The sequence below is a fragment of the Paucibacter sp. B51 genome, from assembly GCF_027863535.1.
Lineage (GTDB): Bacteria > Pseudomonadota > Gammaproteobacteria > Burkholderiales > Burkholderiaceae_C > Paucibacter_A > Paucibacter_A aquatilis.
This window is the reverse complement of sequence record NZ_JAPIVN010000001.1, coordinates 3,224,916-3,243,037: the sequence shown is the minus strand read 5'-3', so window position 1 is coordinate 3,243,037 and position 18,122 is coordinate 3,224,916. Positions and strand designations below refer to the sequence as shown.

General features: G+C 65.0%; 12 protein-coding genes. 2 read left to right on the top strand and 10 right to left on the bottom strand.

Annotated elements, in window-relative coordinates:
* Positions 1-144 precede the first annotated feature (144 nt).
* Both OOB33_RS13910 and OOB33_RS13905 read left to right on the top strand, forming a co-directional pair.
* Positions 145-1,692: an alpha-amylase family glycosyl hydrolase gene (locus OOB33_RS13910; RefSeq protein ID WP_271009116.1), complete on the top strand. Its 1,548-nt coding sequence runs from the start codon at positions 145-147 to the stop codon at positions 1,690-1,692.
* Positions 1,689-3,548, top strand: coding sequence for a glycoside hydrolase family 13 protein (locus tag OOB33_RS13905; protein ID WP_271009115.1), 1,860 nt, complete (start codon positions 1,689-1,691; stop codon positions 3,546-3,548). Before OOB33_RS13910 ends, OOB33_RS13905 begins: the two co-directional genes overlap by 4 nt.
* A gap of 28 nt (positions 3,549-3,576) precedes the next feature.
* On the opposite strand, the gene OOB33_RS13900 is transcribed toward OOB33_RS13905, so the two are convergent.
* The 10 genes from OOB33_RS13900 to OOB33_RS13855 all read right to left on the bottom strand — a co-directional run bounded on the left by OOB33_RS13900 (position 3,577) and on the right by OOB33_RS13855 (position 17,863).
* The gene (locus OOB33_RS13900) at positions 3,577-4,776 is read right to left on the bottom strand and encodes a cation:proton antiporter (protein ID WP_271009114.1); all 1,200 of its coding nucleotides are present in this window, start codon (positions 4,774-4,776) and stop codon (positions 3,577-3,579) included.
* Positions 4,777-4,991: 215 nt separating this feature from the next.
* Complete coding sequence (locus OOB33_RS13895) at positions 4,992-5,672, bottom strand: PEP-CTERM sorting domain-containing protein (protein WP_223696540.1); 681 nt, start codon at positions 5,670-5,672, stop codon at positions 4,992-4,994.
* Between the two features lie 181 nt (positions 5,673-5,853).
* Positions 5,854-6,054 carry a hypothetical protein gene (locus OOB33_RS13890; RefSeq protein WP_102770040.1) on the bottom strand — a complete coding sequence of 67 codons (201 nt, stop codon included), beginning with the start codon at positions 6,052-6,054 and terminating at the stop codon, positions 5,854-5,856.
* 428 nt (positions 6,055-6,482) lie between these two features.
* Positions 6,483-6,974: a DUF7000 family protein gene (locus tag OOB33_RS13885; protein WP_207796053.1), complete on the bottom strand. Its 492-nt coding sequence runs from the start codon at positions 6,972-6,974 to the stop codon at positions 6,483-6,485.
* A gap of 68 nt (positions 6,975-7,042) precedes the next feature.
* Positions 7,043-7,858: a hypothetical protein gene (locus OOB33_RS13880; RefSeq protein WP_271009113.1), complete on the bottom strand. Its 816-nt coding sequence runs from the start codon at positions 7,856-7,858 to the stop codon at positions 7,043-7,045.
* A 959-nt stretch (positions 7,859-8,817) separates the two neighbouring features.
* Positions 8,818-10,341, bottom strand: a complete 1,524-nt coding sequence (gene malQ, locus OOB33_RS13875) for a 4-alpha-glucanotransferase (RefSeq protein WP_271009112.1) — start codon at positions 10,339-10,341, stop codon at positions 8,818-8,820.
* 31 nt (positions 10,342-10,372) lie between these two features.
* Positions 10,373-12,514 carry a glycogen debranching protein GlgX gene (glgX, locus tag OOB33_RS13870; protein WP_271009111.1) on the bottom strand — a complete coding sequence of 714 codons (2,142 nt, stop codon included), beginning with the start codon at positions 12,512-12,514 and terminating at the stop codon, positions 10,373-10,375.
* Positions 12,515-12,519: 5 nt separating this feature from the next.
* The gene (locus OOB33_RS13865; protein WP_271009110.1) at positions 12,520-13,473 is read right to left on the bottom strand and encodes an alpha/beta hydrolase; all 954 of its coding nucleotides are present in this window, start codon (positions 13,471-13,473) and stop codon (positions 12,520-12,522) included.
* Complete coding sequence (gene glgB / locus OOB33_RS13860; protein WP_271009109.1) at positions 13,470-15,371, bottom strand: 1,4-alpha-glucan branching protein GlgB; 1,902 nt, start codon at positions 15,369-15,371, stop codon at positions 13,470-13,472. Before glgB ends, OOB33_RS13865 begins: the two co-directional genes overlap by 4 nt.
* Positions 15,372-15,391: 20 nt before the next feature.
* On the bottom strand, positions 15,392-17,863 hold the full coding sequence (locus tag OOB33_RS13855) for a glycogen/starch/alpha-glucan phosphorylase (protein ID WP_271009108.1): 2,472 nt from the start codon (positions 17,861-17,863) through the stop codon (positions 15,392-15,394).
* Positions 17,864-18,122 lie beyond the last annotated feature (259 nt).

Here is an 18,122-nt window from a genome sequence, read left to right as displayed (position 1 = left end):
CATTGAAATCCTGCCAAGGCGCGACCCATGAAAAGTAACTCAATTACAGAATCAGAAAGCCGCCTTGCACCTTGGAGATGCCTGCTCCCCAGCCTGGCACTTGGCACTGCCCTGATCGGCGGCGTCAGCCTCGCTGCCCCGCCGGTGGACCTGTCGCAGGTGCCCGCCCGCCCCAAGGCCAGCGCCCTGCCCCCGGGCTGGGAGCATGGCGCCTTCATGGAAATCTTCGTGCGCGGCTACCAGGACAGCGATGGCGATGGCGTCGGCGATCTGCGCGGCCTGATCCAGCGCCTGGACTATCTCAAGGATTTGGGCATCAGCGGCATCTGGCTGATGCCCATCACCGCCAGCGCCGACCACGACCATGGCTACGCCACCACCGATTTCCGCCGCATCGAGCCCCAGTACGGCAGCCTCCGTGATTTCGACGAGCTGATCCGCCAGGCCCACCGGCGCGGCATCGGCGTCATCATCGACTATGTGATCAACCATGCCTCGCACGAACATCCGCTGTTCCAGCAGGCGCTGAAAGACCGCCGCAGCCCCTACCGCGACTGGTTTGTCTGGCAAGACCCTGCGCCGGAAGGCTGGGACATCTGGGGCAAAAACCCCTGGACCACCGCCACGAAGGCCAGTGACGGCAGCAGCCTGGGTGCCTACTTCGGCACCTTCGGCCCGCACATGCCGGATTTCAATCTGCGCCACCCCGCCGTGCTCGACTACCACCGCAGCAGCCTGCGCTTCTGGCTGAACCGCGGCCTGGACGGCTTCCGGCTCGACGCCGTACCGCACCTGATCGAGAACAACGCCGTCGACTGGAACGACCAACCCGAGAGCCGCCGCCTGACTCGGGAGCTGCAAGCCCTGATCAAGCAGTACCCGCGCCGCCATGTGGTCTGCGAAGCCACCGCCAACCCACAGCAGTACGCCAGCCCCGAGGTCTGCGGCAGCGCCTTTGCCTTCGGCCTGGAGGCGCAGATGATCAAGGCCGCACGGGGCGAGACCGCTGCCGTGGGCGAGATCGCCCGCATCCTGAGCCAGGCCCCGAGCACCATGGCCAATGTGCTGGCCAACCACGACATCTTTGCCGGCGCGCGCGTCTGGGACCAGCTCGGTGGCGACGAGGCACGTTACAAGCTGGCAGCCGCCAGCTACCTGCTCGCGCCGGGCACGCCCTTCATCTACTACGGCGAAGAGATCGGCATGGCCGGCGTCTCCCAGTTGCCGGGTGACGAGCCCCTGCGGACCCCCATGAGCTGGACGGCTGACATCAGTGGCTTCACTTCCAGCGCCACGCCCTACCGCCCGCTCTCGCCCAATGCCGCCAGCCACAACGCCGCCGCGCAAGCGCGCGATCCCGGCTCGCTGCTGAACTTCTACAAAGCCATGATCGCCCTGCGCCGCCAGCTGCCCTCAATCGCGCGCGGCAGCTTCATCCAGGCCCGGGCCGAGGCTCAGGTCTTGAGCTTCCAGCGGCGACTCGGCAATGAGCTGAGCCTGGTGCTGATCAACTATGGCGAGCAGGCCACCACGCAGGCGGTGAGCGGCCTGCCTGCGGGCGCCCTGCTGCAGCAGGCCTACCCAGCCCAGGTCAGCCTTGGCACGGACGAGCAAGGCCAGGCCCTGCTGCGGGCGCCGGCCCGGTCCGTGCAGGTCTGGCGTTTGGATGTATCGAAGAAAGGTCGGCCATGAAACGCTTGCAGCTCGCGGCATTAATCCTCGCCACCGCCCTGTTGCCCGCCAGCCGCAGCCTGGCCCAAACCGTAGACCAGATCGAGCCGCCCAGCTGGTGGGCCGGCATGAAGGAGCCGCGCCTGCAGCTGATGCTGCAGGGCTCGCAGATCGGCAGCCTGCGCCCGCGGCTCCACACGCCCCATGCCGGAGTGCGCCTGCTGCCGCCCGAGCGCGTGGCCAGCCCGGACTACCTCTTCCTGAACCTGCACATCGCCGCCACCGCCAAACCGGGCACGCTGCAGATCGAGCTGCTGAAGCCCGACGGCCACGTCGCCCAGCGCCTGAGCTATGCCCTGCAGGCGCGCGCGCCCGGCTCGGCCCAGCGCCAGGGCTTTGGCCCGCAGGATGCGATCTACTTGCTGGTGCCCGATCGTTTCGCCAAGGCCGGCGAGAGCCTCTCGAACGCCGAGATGCTCGAGGCCGAAGACCGCAGTCAGCCCGGCGGCCGCCATGGCGGCAACCTCGCCGGCCTGCGCCGGCACCTGGACTACATCGCCGGCCTGGGCTTCACCCAGATCTGGCCCACGCCCCTGGTCGAGAACAACAGCGCGACCTACAGCTACCACGGCTATGCGGCCACCGATTTCTACCGCATCGACCCGCGCTTTGGCCGCAATGAGGACTACCGCGATCTGGTCGCGGAGGCGCAGAACAAAGGCCTGGGCGTGATCCAGGACATCGTGCTCAACCACATCGGCGCCGGCCACCGCTGGCTGCGCCAGCTGCCCGAGCCCGACTGGCTCAATCAGTGGCCCAGCTACACCGAGACCCACCATGCGCGCCTGAGCCTGCTCGACCCGCACGCCGCTGCCAGCGATCGCGAGCGCTTTGTCAGCGGCTGGTTCACGCGCGGCATGCCCGACCTGAACCAGCGCAACCCACGCGTCGCCCGCTACCTGACGCAGATGAGCATCTGGTGGGTGGAGTACGCCGGGCTCTCGGGCCTGCGCACCGACACCTACTCCTACTCCGACTGCGGCTTCCTCGCCGACTGGTCGCGGCGCCTGATGCAGGAGTACCCGCGCCTGAACCTGGTCGGCGAGGAATGGAGCCCGCACCCGGCCGTGGTCGCCTACTGGCAGCGCGGCAAGCGCAAGCACGACGGCTATGTCTCCCACATGCCCAGCATGATGGACTTCCCTCTGCACGGCGCCCTGCTCGCCGGCCTCAAGGAAGACGACGGACACGACAGCGGCCTGACCAAGCTCTACGAAGCCCTGGCCCACGATTTCCTCTACCCCGACCCGCAGCGCCTGGTGCTGTTCGAGGGCAACCACGACACACCCCGCTTGTTCAGCGCGCTAGGGCAAGACCTGGCCCTGTGGAAGATGGCCCTGCTCTACCTGGCCACGGCGCCACGCATCCCACAGTTCTTCTACGGCGACGAGCTGCTGCTCACCAGCCCCGCGCAGCGCGACGACGGCCGGGTGCGCGCCGACTTCCCCGGCGGCTGGGCCGGTGATGCGGCCAGTGGCTTCACCGGCCAGGGCCTGAGTGCCGAGCAGCAAGAGGCCCAAGCCCTGGTGCGCCGGCTCTTCAACTGGCGCAAGAGCGCCCAAGCCCTGCACGGCGGCCGCAGCACGCACTACGCCCCCATGGACCAGGTCTATGCCCTGTTCCGCCAGGGCGGCGGGCAGACGGTGATGCTGCTGCTGAACAAGGCCAAAGAGCCGCGCCGGGTCGATATGAGGCGCTTCCGCGAAGCCTTGGGCGGCAACAGCGAGGGCCGCGATGTGCTCAGCGGCCAGACGTTGCGCTGGGGCGAGAGCCTGGAGCTGCCGGCCCGCTCGGCCCTGCTGCTGGAATTGCGCTGATGGTCTGAGGCGCTGAGGGGAACAGGCCTCAGCTGCTGCGCCCCAGCAGCGCCGCCATGCGCGCCAGCTTGGGCTTGACCACCGGCGTGGTCAGCATGGTGCTGCCCACCGCCATCAGCAGCAGCGCGGTGAAGCTCTCCTGCGTGATGATTTGTTTGTCCAGCAGGATGTTGGCGAAGATGATCATGATCAGCGCTTTGGTCTGCAGCAGCCAGCCGATCAGCGAAGCCTCGCCCGGCTGCCAGCGCAGGATGCGCCCGGCCATGTGCACGCCGATCAGCTTGCCCGCGACCGAGGCGAGCAAGAGCCCGGCCGCCGCCAGGAACACCATGCTGCCGCCCACGCCCCAGTTGGTGCGCAGGCCCGTGCTCAGGAAGAACACCGGCATGATGACCAGCAGCACATGGTGGCGCAGGCTGTCGAGCTGCTTTTGATCGAACCAATCGGCATCCATGATGGCGCCGGCCAGGAAGGCGCCGACCATGTAATGCAGGCCCGACCAGTCGGCGCCAAAGCCGCACAGGGCCAGCCAGATCAGGCTGACGAACCAGCGGTCGCTGGCGCTCAGGCGCGCCATCAGGCGGCGGAACAAGCTGCCTATCACGATGAAGGCCAGCACAAAGGCCAGCTGCTTGCCGACCCTGGACCAGTCCATCAGGATCAGGGCCAGCACGCCCCAGATCGCCACATCGTCCACGCTGGCGTAGCGCAGGATGCGCTGGCCCAGAGGCTGGCGCAGGATGTCCATTTTTTCCATCAGCAGGATCAGGATGGGCAGGGCCGTGACCGCGCAGGCCATGCCCACGCCCAGCACGAACTGCCAGTCCAGGGCCTTGGGGCCGATCCAGCCCGAGCCCGCCAGCATCACCAGGGCCGCGCCACAGCCGAAGAGCAAGGGCATGCCCAGCGCCAGGCCCGCCGTGATGCCGCTCTCGCGCCGGTGCTGCCAGGCGGCTTTGAGATCGAGCTCGATGCCGGCGATCCACACAAACAGCATCACCGCCCACCAGGCGATGCCGTTGAGCGACTGGATCACCGCCGGGTTGAAAACGAACTGGTAGTACTCGGGAAACGCGGCCCCCAACACGCCCGGGCCCAGCAAGATGCCCGCAATGATCTGCACCACCACCAGGGGCGCGAAATGGTCGGTCCTGAACAAGCGCCACACCAGGTAAGGCACGCTCAGGATGATGAGCATGGCGATCAGGAAAATCTCGGTCGTGTTCATGGCTGCAAAAAAATGGTGCGGCGGCATCTGCAACTGGACACCACTCGCACCGGAGAACGATGTCGCCATCGTATGTTTGCAGCGTCTCTTCGTATCTCGGTGCCAGCCCTGGCACGCACTGGAAGCAGCGAGCGAAGCAGCCGCCAATCGCCCACAAAAAAAGGGAGCCTTGCGGCTCCCTTCTCTGCTCCTACCTGTTATCGCGTCTGACGGGTTCAGCTGCTCTGGCGACGACGGCTGAACAGCAGGGCCATCACGCCCAAACCGGCCAGCAACAAGGCATAGGTTTCCGGTTCAGGCACCGGCACCGCCACCAAGCTGACTCGCAGCTCGTTCTGCGGCTGGCCGATGATGGACGAAAACACGCCGCCCGAAGCCTGCAGGGACAGGCTGCCACCGCTGAAGCTGAAGCTGTTGAACGCGCCCACCGGGGCCGAATAGGAACCCGAGTAGTAGCCGGTCGACAGACCGCTGGTTGAGCTCAGGACGACTTTGTCCAGGGCACCGCCGAAGGGGAAGGCCGGCGAGCCGTCCACCACCACCGAACCGGTCACCGAAGCTGCGGTGCTGCCACCGAGCTCGTTGTAGACCAGATTGCCCAGGAAGCCATTGACGCCGCCGCTCAGAGCCCAGCCGCTGTTGGCCGTGATGGTGAAAGAAGGCAGGTCGAAACTGGCAGTGACCAAAGAACCCAGACTGAGCACCTGTACGTCGGTGGGCACGGTCCAACCGAAGCCGACCACATCACCGGACGAACTGAAGCTCAGCGTCGGCGAACCGAAGACGGTGCTGGCGTCGTAATTGACCTTGAATGAACCGTAGTCGACTTCAGTCGCCTGGGCGGACAGCGCCGCCAACAGACCGAAGACGGCAACAGCCGTTGATTTGAGTTTCATGCAGTACCTCGCATAGATGTTGGGTTTACAACAAACAGCCGGGCACCTGAGGTGCCCGAACATGTTGCAGCGCAGCATGACAGCTCAAAGCCGAACTGCGTACCCCTAACGAGCATGAAATTGGTCACGAAATGTTAGCCATGCAATCCGAAGCAACCCTTGACTTTGCAAAAAAGCTGACTCAAGCCGCCAGCGCCATCTGGTCCATGCTGGCCCGGCCGCCATGATCAGGCCCAGCACACAGCCGGGCTCGCTGCCCACCAACCATGTCCCAGCTGAAGCGCCAGAGCCATTTGCCGCCGAGCACGCCGGGCACGTTCATGCGCTGCTCGCTGGCCAGCCCCAGCGCCTCCTGCTTGAAGAGGACGGCGATATTGGCCACCTAGTTGCAGCAGGCGCGGCTCAAGACCCGGTGCACATCGCTCTCCTTGCCAGGCACAACGGAATGGAAAAGCGTGCGAATGGTCGGCGCTCCCCCGAGCGCTTCTGCCTAGGGCCTGCCTCCCTGCGGGCGCAGAAAGAACTGAGGTGTAACTTGGGATGCAGCTGTGGGAGTGCCAGAGGAGCGCCTGCGCGTCTCAAAAGCGAAGTGGCCGTACCAGCGTCGACATCGCGGCCTCACTGGAGCCGAATGCGCAACAGCATACTGAGCACAGCCGGGCGGAACACTTGGCAGTCAAAGCCCGGGAACTTCTTCACCCGGTCGGTGAAAGGGCTGTGGCGGTTGGCAGACCGCTCCACGAAGGCTTGAACCCGGCTTCAATCAATGAATCAGGGCACGCCGGGGAACGATTCATTCGTTCAATGCAGTTACTCGCTCGCCTCCAGCAACTCCAAAATCTCCTGCAGCAGAAGCTCAAATTGACTGCAAACCGTTTCGGTCAGTTTCACCGCATCATCAAAATCTGGCGCAACCAGCAGCGGCGCTTCAAACACCGAATACGCCGGCATGGCCTCTGGGTTCACCCACTTCGCGCCCCGCAGCTTGTTCCAGTACTGGATCTGCACATCCTTGGTTTGCCCCAGAAGCCACAACTCAAAGTTCGCGTGTTGATGATTGAAAACCAAGGCCAGCTTGAGCTTCTTGCGCTTGAGATACTCATTCTGCAGGTAGAAGTAGGTGAAGTCGATGTACCCATGCAGAATGGCCGCGACCGAGAACTCGGTTTCGTATCTCTTCGAGAATTCGGTTCTTAAATTCTGAACCACACCGACCAAGTCCTGGTAGGTTTTTTGAAGTTCACCGCTGGAAAATGCGTTTTTGTAGGCGGGTATGCGGGCGTTCAGACTTTGACTCGACACCAGAGATTTCCTCCAAAAACAACGAGGGCAACTTAATATTTAAGACTCAACCCAGATTTTCGAAGTCTTTAGTAAATTTCATTTTCATCACCCCCCTTATAGATACCTGAATTATCAATCAAAATACTCGCCACGCATTGCCCCTTAAATTCAATTCCGAGGTTTGCGCGCCGACGATTTGAATTTCCAAACGTGAATTTTTCATTTAATCCACCAGCCCGGGGCGATGCTTCAGCTTCTCGCACGACAATTCTCGACAAACTAAGAAGTGGTAACCCAAGGTAACCTCGAACAGCGTCTATCGATAAGCATGAGTCGGCAATTCGAGCTAGCTTCAGCCCCGCATACCAATGCGTACCGCCGCTCTGTTCATGGCCGCGCACATCCAATTCAGCTCGCCAGTTAGAACTCTCCTCAGCAATATCCAATTGAATGATGAAACTGATATAACCAGCAGTCTTTTTACCTGGATCGCGCCACTCTCTTTTTTCGACTTTTCCGTTCAGCTCACGAATCGCAGATTTTTCTTGAAAGAAATAGTCGTCCACACATACAGACTTAAGTACCACATCCAACAACTTCTTGGTTCCTGGATTGAGGGAAGCCTCCGCACTTGCCCTGCCTCCGGTCGATATTTGAAACCACTCCACCAACACAGGTGAACGAAATATTGTCTTTCCGTCAAGGCATTCTTTTTGAGTGACTTCAGGCAATATGCGGGAATTCACAAGTGATTCAGCCCGAGCTTGTTCATAGCCAACCAAAAAAACAAGCAACAGCCCCACACGGCAAGCAGAGCAAATGACAATGGAGATATTATTAATTCTGCAAGCCCGATGCAAATGAAAGTCAATTGCACTTAAATAGCAAGTTGCCTTATTCATTGTTGACATAACCTCCTGCTCAGTTGAGTTGCTTTGAGTAATTCACCCCAGTGCCAAGGTATCCCATTTTTTCACAAAATCGGAATCCACCCGGTATATGGCTAGTTCCACTATTAACGCCAAAACAGATCTCAACCACACGTCGGTTCTCTGCCCAACGTTCGAAAGCCTTCAACAACCTCACCCCACAGTGCGATTCGGGGTCAAGTCTTAAATATTAAGCCTCCAGCCGCTGGATTCTTCATTCAGCTACTTGGCTTGCTCAGTTTTAGTTGCTAGTTTGCGACCTCACACCAAAATGGATCTGGTCTTTTTAGATGACACCAAACACCATCAGTTTCGCCTGTCGCGGAGTTCCTTAGAAGCAGAAGTAGATGGCCCGCCGAGCAACTTGGCATTTAAGACTTGACCCCAAATTCCGGACACCGCCGGCTTGCTAACAATGGAAATTGGTTCGCAATGGGGACAGACATGACGCCGATTATGCTCGGCATCCAAAATCAGACGCGCGTGATATTCCCGCAAAGTGCCTAGCCGCAATTTGAGGCCTGATGGGCCAATACGCCGTGGTGGCGTATGCATTGGATGCCGCTGGGCAGCACATGTGGCAGTCAGGAAGCGTCGGAGAACTCATGGCCGTTCAGGCGCACTCGCGCCCGGAACCCGGATGTGCCTCGCATTCTTGCGAGCTCGACCGAATGACCTAATGAGTGACAGGACGAACAAGTGAAGCCCCAACAACAAAGGGAGCCTTTCGGCTCCCCTGGTTGCTCCTGCCCTGCTCAATGCCATGACAGCGGAGCCCGGCTCTTGATGGCTTCAGATCTCGTCCAGTCCTTGGAAAGATTGCTCGCTGCAATGGGACGAAGCTTCGCAGCCACGACCATGCCCGTCCATCCCCCAGGAGTGTGGACGGGTTAGTCCTAATCCGACTGTGCCAAGCGACCCAACTCAATCAATCAAGCCGGCAGCTGCATCAAGCCCACATCGGCGCGGCCGCTGGCCGCCGTGATCAGGCCCAGCACGCGGCCGGGCTCTGCGCCGACCATGTCCCAGCTGAAGCGCCAGGCCCAGTTGCCGCCCAGCACGCCGGGCACATTCATGCGGTGCTCGCTGCCCAAGCCCAGCACGTCCTGCATGGGGAAGACGGCGATATTGGCGACCGAGTTGCAGCAGGCGCGGATCATGGCCCAGTGCACATCGTGTTCGTTGCAAGGCAGATAAGCGCCGGCAAACGCGCGCTCGCGCGCTGAAGCCGTGCGCCACCAGCCGTGCACCGTGTCGTTGTCGTGGGTGCCGGTGTAGGCCACGCTGGCACGCGGCCAGTTCTGGGGCAGGAACTCATGCGTGCCGTCGCCGCCGAAGCCGAACTGCAGGATCTTCATGCCCGGGAAACCGCAACCCTCGCGCAGGGCATGGACGTCCTCGGTGATGAAGCCCAGGTCCTCGGCCACGATGGGCAGCGGGCCCAGGGCCGCGGCGATGGCGTCGAACAAGGCCTGGCCGGGGCCGGTCTTCCACTCGCCGCGGCGGGCGTCGGGGCTGTCGCCGGGGATTTCGTAGTAACCGGCAAAGCCGCGGAAATGGTCGATGCGGAAGACATCGGCCTGGCTCAGCGCGCGGCGCACGCGGGCCGTCCACCAGGCGTAGTTCTCGGCGGCCATGCGGTCCCAGCGGTACAACGGGTTGCCCCAGCGCTGGCCCTCGGCCGACATGGCGTCGGGCGGCACCCCGGCGACCACGGCGGTCTGGAAGTGTTCGTCCAGCTCGTACAGGTCCGGGCGCGACCAGCAGTCGGCGCTGTCGTGGGCCACGAAGATGGGCAGGTCGCCCATCAGATGCACGCCCTTGCTGTTGGCGTAAGCCTTGAGCCCGCTGACCTGGCTGTCGAAACACCATTGCACGAACTGCCAGAAGCGGAACTCCTCGGCATGGCTCTCGCGCGCCTGCGCCAGCGCGGCCGGTTCGCGGCGCGCCAGGGCCGGCGCCCAGGTCCACCAGGCCTGGCCGTTCAGCGGCGAGCGGATGGCCATGAAGAGCGCGTAGTCGTCCAGCCAGTCGGCCTGGGCCGGGGCGGCGCACCAGGCGGCAAAGGCGGCGCGGTCCTCGGCGCTGGCGCGGGCGAAGAAGCCCTGGGCCGCCAGGCGCAGCTGCTGCTCGCGCCAGGGCAGGACGCGGCCGTAGTCCACCTTGTGGGCCTCAAAGCCGCCCTCGGGCAGCTGCGGCGCGGCCAGCCAGCCCTTGGCCACCAGGGGCTCGAAAGCCACCATCCAGGGGCAGCCGGCAAATGCCGACACGCCTTGGTAGGGCGAATCACCGGGGCCGATGGGCGTGGTCGGCAGCAGCTGCCAGAGGCGCTGGCCGGCGCTGGCCAGCCAGTCGACGTAGGCATACGCATCGGGGCCGAAATCGCCCATGCCATGCGGGCCGGGCAAGGAGGTGATGTGCAGCAGCACACCGGCGCTGCGTTGGGTGAGGTCCATGGGGTGGGTTCTCGTGGGGAAACAAAGGGGGTTAGGAACGCGTAGCTTCTGGCGCCTGGCTCAACACCAGCAGGCTGCAGGCCGGCGCGGCCAGCGTGCTGCGATGCTCGCCATGCTCGGCCAGCTCGCCGCTGCTGTCCAGAGCCAAGCGCCACGGCCCGGGCGGCAAGGCGAAAGCCTGCAAGGCATCGGCCGGGTTGAAGAGCAGGAGCAGCAAGGGCTCAGATGCTTCACCTTGCAGCAGGCCGGCAAAGGCCAGCTCGCCGCCATGGTGCCAGTCTTGCACCTGCATGGCATGGCCGTGCGGGCTCAGCCAGCGCAGGCTGGCCGCGCCGGATGTGCCAGAAGTAGAAGCGGCCTCGCCGAACCAATGCGGCTGGCGCAGCAGCGGGTGGGCGCGGCGCAAAGCGGTGAGGCGGCCCACAAACGCCGCCAGGCTGCGGTCGGCCTGCGGCCAGTCCAGCCAGCTCAGGGCGTTGTCCTGGCAGTAGGCGTTGTTGTTGCCACCCTGGCTGTTGGCGATCTCGTCGCCGGCATTGAGCATGGGTGTGCCCTGGGCCAGCAGCAAGCTGGCCAGCATGGCGCGGCGGGCGCGCTCGCGGCGGCGGCGCACCGCGGGGTCATCGCTCGGCCCTTCGACGCCGAAGTTGGCGCAGAGCTCGCCGTCTCGGCCATCGCGGTTGTTCTCGCCATTGGCCTCGTTGTGCTTGCGCGAGTAGCTGACCAGATCGTTGAGCGTGTAGCCGTCGTGGCAGGCCACGAAGTTGACCGAAGCGAGCGGGCTGCGCTGGCCATGGTGAAAGACATCGCTGGAGGCGGTGAAGCGGCGCGCGAACTCGCCCCGGCCCGTGCCACCCGCACCGCCGGCACCCAGCCAGTAGCCCCGCACAGCATCGCGAAACTTGTCGTTCCACTCGAGAAAGCGACCCGGAAAGCGGCCCAGCTGGTAGCCGTCATAACCCGCATCCCAGGGCTCGGCGATCAGGTGCACACCGGCCAGCACCGGGTCCTGGCGCAAGGCCATGAAGAAGGCGGCGTTGCCATCGAAACCATGGCGGGTGCGGCCCAGCACCGGGGCCAGGTCGAAGCGGAAGCCATCCACCCCCATCTCCTGCACCCAGAAGCGCAGGGAATCGAGCACCAGCTGCGCCACGCGCGGGTGCGCGGTGTTGAGGGTGTTGCCGCAGGCGCTGTGGTTCTCGCAGCGGCTCAGGTCTTCGGCCACCAGGCGGTAGTAGCTCTTGTGATCGAGGCCGCGGAAGGAGATCGTCGGGCCGAACTCATTGCCCTCGGGCGTGTGGTTGTAGACCACGTCCAGCACCACCTCCAGCCCCGCTTCGTGCAAGGCCCGCACCATGGCGCGGAACTCGGCCGCCACGGCGCTGGCGTCCTCGCGGTGGGTCGGCTGGGCCAGGCGCGGGTCGGGCGCGAAAAAGCCCAGGGAGTTGTAGCCCCAGTAGTTGCGCAGGCCGGTGCCGGCCAGATGCGGCTCGTCCAGCGCATAGTGCACCGGCAGCAAGGACAGGGTCGTCACGCCCAGGGCCTTGAAATGCGCAATCGCGGCCGGATGTGCCAGCGCTGCATAACTGCCACGCAGCGCGGCCGGGATCTCGGCCATCTGCTGCGAGAAGCCTTTGACATGAACCTCGTAGAGCACCACATCCTGCAGCGCGTGGCGCGACGCCGAGCGGCGCGGGCTGAGCCCGGCCAGCGGTGCGGGCACGCGCGCTTTCAGCGCCTGGGCGGCGTTGTCGCGGCGGTCGAAGGAGCGCGCGCCATCCGGGTGGCCCAGCTCATAACCATGGTGCTCGGCATGCCAGCCAAAGTGACCGACGATCTCGCGGGCATAGGGGTCGAGCAACAGCTTGTGGGCATTGAAACGGTGACCGGCCTCGGGCTGGTAGGGGCCGTGGGCGCGCAGACCGTAGACCAGGCCGGCACCCAGGCCGGGCAGAAAGCCCTGGAAGATGCCGTCCTGCGGGCCCTGCAAGCGGTAGCGGCGCAGCTCGCACTGGCCGGCGGCATCAAAGACACAAAGCTCGATGGCCTGCGCATGCTCGGAGAACACGGCGAAGTTGATGCCGCCATCGCGAACTTGGGCGCCCAAGGGCTCGTGGCGGCCGGGCTCCAACACCTCGGGCAAACGGAATGCAGTGCTCGTCGTCATCATCATCAAGCTCAGGCGCTGGCGCCCAGTAAGAAACTCAGGGGCTGGGCGAAGCGGGCAGACCAAGCCAACTCATTGTGGCCTTGGCCTTCAAACACCCGCGACTGCAGCTGCGGGGCGCGTTGGCCCAGCTCGGCCATCAGCGCATCGACCTGGGCCTGTGCCTCGTCGTACTGTGCATCCAGATCCGCCGTGCCGCGATCCATGTAGAGGCGCAGCTGACCCGGTGGCGGCAGCTTGCGGCGCAGATAGGCCAGCGCGGCCGCGGGGATCTCTCGGTTGCGCTCGAAGCTGCCGATCCAGTGCGTGCTCAGCGCGGCCGCGGCGCCAAAGACCTGGGGGTATTCGCACAGACCATAGACGCTGATCATGCCACCCATGCTGGCGCCCATCAGAAAGGTGGACTCGCGGCCGGGCGCGGTGGCATAACGCGCATCCACGGCGGGCTTGAGTTCCTCGACGATGAAACGCAAGTAGGCATCCGACATCACCGGATGCTTGATGCGCTCGGCGCGGTAGCGCTGGGCCGTGGGCGAATCTTTCAAAGCCTGGTCGTAGGCCTGCGGAAAGAACTCGGCGTGGCGAAACTCGGGCCGGTTCCAGATGCCGACGACGATGAAGTCGCGCAGCTGGCCCGAGGCAATCAGCGGCGCGGCCACCTGGTCGACCTTCCAGGCCTGGCCGTTCCAGGTGCTGCGCGGGTCGAACAGCATCTGGCCGTCGTGCATGTAAAGCACCGCATGCGGGCGGCGGCCGTCGTAGCCGGGCGGCAGCCAGACTTCGACTGGGCGTGGCGGCACGGCGCGCGAGGGGAACGGCGTCCAGCGCTCCAGGCGGCCGAGTTGCACCTGGGCCGTAAGGCTTGCCTGAATCGGCTCGGCCAACGCGGCAGAGCCCAAGACCGCGCCGCTCAAGACCGCAGCAGTCTTCACCATGGCCTCGCGTCGATTCAAACCCAGCGTCATGACTTCTCCTGCCCCAGGAACAGCACCGACAGCGGCGGCAAGGTCAGCAGCAGGCTGCCATCGGCCTCGGCCTGCAAGCCGGCATCGAGATTGCCCAGATTGCTGCCGCCGTAGTGGGCGGAATCGGTGTTGAGCAGCTCGCGCCACGGGCCACCTGCTGCAAGGGCCGGCGGCAGCGCTAGGCGATAGCCGGGCCGCGGCACCGGCGTGAAGTTGCAGACCACCAGCACCGTTCGGCGCTCGCCCTCTTCACTTTCATCATGCCGCGCCCAGGCCAGCACCGACTGCTCGCGGTCCTCGGCCTGCAACCACTCGAAACCACGGGCGTCGCAGTCCAGGCGGTGCAGGGCCGGCTCGCGGCGGTAGAGCAGGTTCAGGTCGCGCACCAGGCGCTGCATGCCGGCGTGGTGGCCCTGCGCATCGTCCAGCAGATGCCAGGGCAATTCGGCGTCATGGTTCCACTCGCTGGGCTGAGCAAACTCTTGGCCCATGAAGAGCAGCTTCTTGCCCGGATGGCCCCACATGAAACCGTAGAAGGCGCGCAGATTGGCGAACTTCTGCCAGGCATCGCCCGGCATCTTGCCCAGCATCGAGCCCTTGCCATGCACCACCTCGTCATGCGAGATCGGCAGCACAAAGTTCTCGCTGAAGGCATAGACCAGGCCGAAGGTCAGCTTGTCGTGGTGCCAGCGGCGGTGGATGGGATCTTCCTGCATATAGCGCAGGCAATCGTTCATCCAACCCATATTCCATTTGTAGTGAAAGCCCAGGCCGCCGGCATAAGTCGGTGCGCTCACACCGGGAAAGCTGGTCGACTCCTCGGCCACGGTGATGGCGCCGGGCGCCTCCTGGCCGAGCAGCTCGTTGATGCGCTTGAACAGGCTAATGGCCTCCAGGTTCTCGCGCCCGCCGTCCACATTGGGCAGCCACTCGCCCGCCGGGCGGGAGTAGTCGCGGTAAAGCATGGAGGCCACCGCATCGACACGCAGGCCGTCCACGCCCCAGCGCTCCATCCAGTAGAGCGCATTGCCAGCCAGGAACTGGCGCACCTCGTAGCGGCCGAAGTTGTAGATGGCGGTGTTCCAGTCGCGGTGGAAACCTTCGCGCGGGTCGGCGTATTCAAACAGCGCCGTGCCATCGAACTGGGCCAGGCCATGCGGATCCATGGGGAAATGCGCCGGCACCCAGTCCAGCAGCAGGCCCAGACCCTGCGCATGGCAGGCCTCGACAAAACGGGCGAAGCCCTCGGGCGGGCCGAAGCGCGCGCTGGGTGCGAACAGGCCCAGGGTCTGGTAGCCCCAGCTGCCATCAAAAGGGTGCTCGCTGATGGGCATCAGCTCGATGTGGGTGAATCCGAGATTGGCGGCATAGGCCGGCAGTTGCTCGGCCAGCTCGTCCCAGCTCGGGAAGGCCCCAGCGCCCCGGCGCCAGGAGGCGGCATGGACCTCGTAGATCGCCACCGGCGCCTGCCGCGCATTGGCCATCGCGCGCTCCGGGCTCAGGCGCGGCCGGGTCTTGAGCAGCGGCAAGGCCGGCGCCACGATGCTGGCCGTGGCCGGGCGCAGCTCGGCCACACGCGCGAAGGGGTCGGCCTTCAGCGGCAGCCGCTGACCGGCGCGGTCATGAAGCTCGAATTTGTAGAGATCGCCCACGCGCGCGGCGGTGGCAAAGCCCTGCCACACGCCCGAGGCCTCATCCTTGACGAGGGGATCGGCCTCGCCGTCCCAGCGGTTGAAACTGCCGACCACGCTGACCCGGCTGGCATTGGGCGCCCAGACGGCAAAGCGCACGCCGTGCTTGCGACCCAGGCGCCCGACATGGGCACCCAGCAACTCCTGCGGCCGCGGGTGTTCACCACGGGCCAGCAGGGCCAGGTCTTGCGCGGAGATCAGTGCCATGGCCAAGCGCTGACGGAGGCTCAGCCCAAGCTCTTCACCGACCAGACGCGATCGACGTACTCGGTGATCGTGCGGTCGGCCGAGAACCAGCCCATGCCGGCCGCATTGAGCACCGCCTGACGGGCCCAGGCCTCAGGCTGAGCAAACAAGGCGTCGACGCGGGCCTGGGTGGCCACATAGTCCTTGAAGTCGGCCATCAGCATGTAGACATCGCGGCCCAGCAGGCTGTCGACCAGGGCGCGGTAGCGCTCGCGGTCGCCGCCGCTGAAGGCACCGCTGGAGATGGCCTCCATCACCTGGGCCAGCTGGCGGTTTTCTTCGACAAAAAGGCGCGGGTCGTAGCCCAGGGCCTTCATCTGCGCCACGGCTTCGGTGCGCAGGCCGAAGCAGAACATGTTCTCGGGGCCGAAGGCCTCGGCCATCTCGATATTGGCGCCATCCCAGGTGCCGATGGTCAGCGCGCCGTTGAGGGCGAACTTCATATTGCCGGTGCCTGAGGCCTCGGTGCCGGCGGTGGAAATCTGCTCGGACAGATCGGCCGCCGGGATGATGGTCTCGGCCAGCGACACGCCGTAATTGGGCAGAAACACGAGCTTGAGCTTGTCGCCCACACGCGGGTCGCTGTTGACCACCCGGCCGACATCATGGGCCAGCTGGATGATGGACTTGGCTGCCACATAGGCCGATGCGGCCTTGCCGGCGATCAGCACCGTGCGCGGGGTCCAGTTGGCTTGCGGCTTGGCAATGATGGCCTGGTAGCGCGCAATCACATGCAGGATGTTGAGCAGCTGGCGCTTGTACTCGTGGATGCGCTTGATCTGCACATCAAAGAGGCTGTCAGGGTTGATCACCAGGCCCAGCTCGGCGCGCACCCGCTCGGCCAGGCGCTGCTTGTTGGCGCGCTTGACGGCCATGAACTGACGGCCAAATTCAGCGTCATCGGCGGCCGGCTTCAGCTGCGCCAGGCCAGCCAGGTCTTGGCGCCAGGCGCTGCCGATGCGGCCATCGATCAAGGCAGACAGCGCCGGGTTGGCCTGCTGCAGCCAGCGCCGCGGTGTGACGCCGTTGGTGACGTTGTGAAAACGCTCGGGGAAGATGGCCGCGTAGTCCGCAAAAATGGTCTGCACCATCAGCTCGGAATGCAGGGCCGCCACGCCGTTGACGCGGTGCGAGGCGACGATGGACAGGGCCGCCATGCGCACGCGGCGCTCGCCGCCGAAAGGGCTGCCTTCGTCGATCAGCGAGACGCGGGCCAGCAAGGCCTCGTCGCCGGGGAAGCGCTGGCGCAGCTCGCTCAGGAAGCGGTGGTTGATCTCGTAGATGATCTCGAGGTGACGCGGCAGCAAGGCCTCGAACATGCGCACCGGCCAGGTCTCCAGCGCCTCGGGCATCAAGGTGTGGTTGGTGTAGGAGACCGCCTGGCGGGTGATGGCCCAGGCCTCGTCCCAGCCCAAGCCCTGCTCGTCCAGCAGCAAGCGCATCAGCTCGGCCGGCGCCAGCGCGGGGTGGGTGTCGTTCAGATGGATGGCATTGCGGCGGCCCAGCTCATGCAGGGGCGCGCCCTCGGCCACGTGGCGGGCCAGCAAGTCCTGCAGCGAGGCACTGACCAAGAAAGCCTCTTGCTTGAGGCGCAGCTCGCGGCCGGCCTCGCTGCTGTCGTCCGGGTAGAGCACCCAGTTCAGCGCATCGGCGGCGACACGGTGGCGCGCGGCCGCGGCGTAGTCACCCTGGCAGAAAGCCTTGAAGTCGATCGGCGCCACGGCGCTGGCCTGCCACTGGCGCAGGGTGGACACGCGCTCGCTGTGGTGGGCCGGCACGATGAAGTCAAAGGCCTGGGCCTCCAGCAGCTCGGCCGGCAGCCAGCGGCGTTGGCCTCCTGCGTCCAGCTCGACCCGGCCACCGAAGCCGACGCGGTAGCGGATCTGCTCGTGGCGCACTTCCCAGGGTGCGCCGAGACGCATCCAGTCGTCCGGCGCCTCGACCTGACGGCCGTCCTGGATGGCCTGGGCAAACATGCCGTACTGGTAGCGCAGGCCGTAGCCGAAGGACGGCAGGCCCAGCTCGGCAAAGGAGTCAAGAAAGCAGGCGGCCAGGCGGCCCAGGCCGCCATTGCCGAGCGCCGCATCGGGCTCGCGCTCCAGCACCTCGCCCAGGCTCAGGCCCTCAGCGGCCAGCAGCGCTTGCAGATCACCCTGCAGGCCCAGGGCGGCCAGAGCATTGCTCAGCGCCCGGCCCATCAGGAACTCCATGGACAGGTAGTGCACGCAGCGCACGGCCTCACCACCGACCGGGCGTTGCGCATCCTGCGCTTGAGTCTGGGCCCAGCGCTCGGCCAGAACCTGGCGGCAGGCCGTGGCCGCCGCGCGCAAGGCCAGCGCAGCCGAGCTTTGGCCCAGGTTCTGGCGCTGCGCCTCCCGGTAGGCGGCGGCAAAGGCGGCGCGCAGCTCGGGGGAGGCCGAGGAAGTCAGGGCGCTGGAGGCAGAGTCGTTCATGGGCACGGCTTTCGCAAGCGAGGTCAGCGGGGATGAAACAAGGGTGACGGGCTGAGACATGGCGGCGATCGGTTGGAGGGGCGGACTGGCTGCAAGCAGGCGTGAAACGCGCCCGCGACCGCCGGTGTTCATCAAAGGGTGTTCATCAGTGCGCCACAGGGGCGACAGAGCAAGAATGCGAGACCACCAGAGGGCCTTCCTCTGGCCACCACACGGCCGGCTGCGGCGGCATCCGGCGTCGCGTTGGCAAAAGTATCGC

Excerpts from the sequence above, each read along its gene's own strand:
- OOB33_RS13905 (WP_271009115.1), top strand. The coding sequence starts at position 1,689 with ATGAAACGCTTGCAGCTCGCGGCATTAATCCTCGCCACCGCCCTGTTG.
- OOB33_RS13900 (WP_271009114.1), bottom strand. The coding sequence starts at position 4,776 with ATGAACACGACCGAGATTTTCCTGATCGCCATGCTCATCATCCTGAGC.
- OOB33_RS13895 (WP_223696540.1), bottom strand. The coding sequence starts at position 5,672 with ATGAAACTCAAATCAACGGCTGTTGCCGTCTTCGGTCTGTTGGCGGCG.
- OOB33_RS13880 (WP_271009113.1), bottom strand. The coding sequence starts at position 7,858 with ATGAATAAGGCAACTTGCTATTTAAGTGCAATTGACTTTCATTTGCAT.
- malQ (WP_271009112.1), bottom strand. The coding sequence starts at position 10,341 with ATGGACCTCACCCAACGCAGCGCCGGTGTGCTGCTGCACATCACCTCC.
- glgX (WP_271009111.1), bottom strand. The coding sequence starts at position 12,514 with ATGATGATGACGACGAGCACTGCATTCCGTTTGCCCGAGGTGTTGGAG.
- OOB33_RS13865 (WP_271009110.1), bottom strand. The coding sequence starts at position 13,473 with ATGACGCTGGGTTTGAATCGACGCGAGGCCATGGTGAAGACTGCTGCG.
- glgB (WP_271009109.1), bottom strand. The coding sequence starts at position 15,371 with ATGGCACTGATCTCCGCGCAAGACCTGGCCCTGCTGGCCCGTGGTGAA.
- OOB33_RS13855 (WP_271009108.1), bottom strand. The coding sequence starts at position 17,863 with ATGAACGACTCTGCCTCCAGCGCCCTGACTTCCTCGGCCTCCCCCGAG.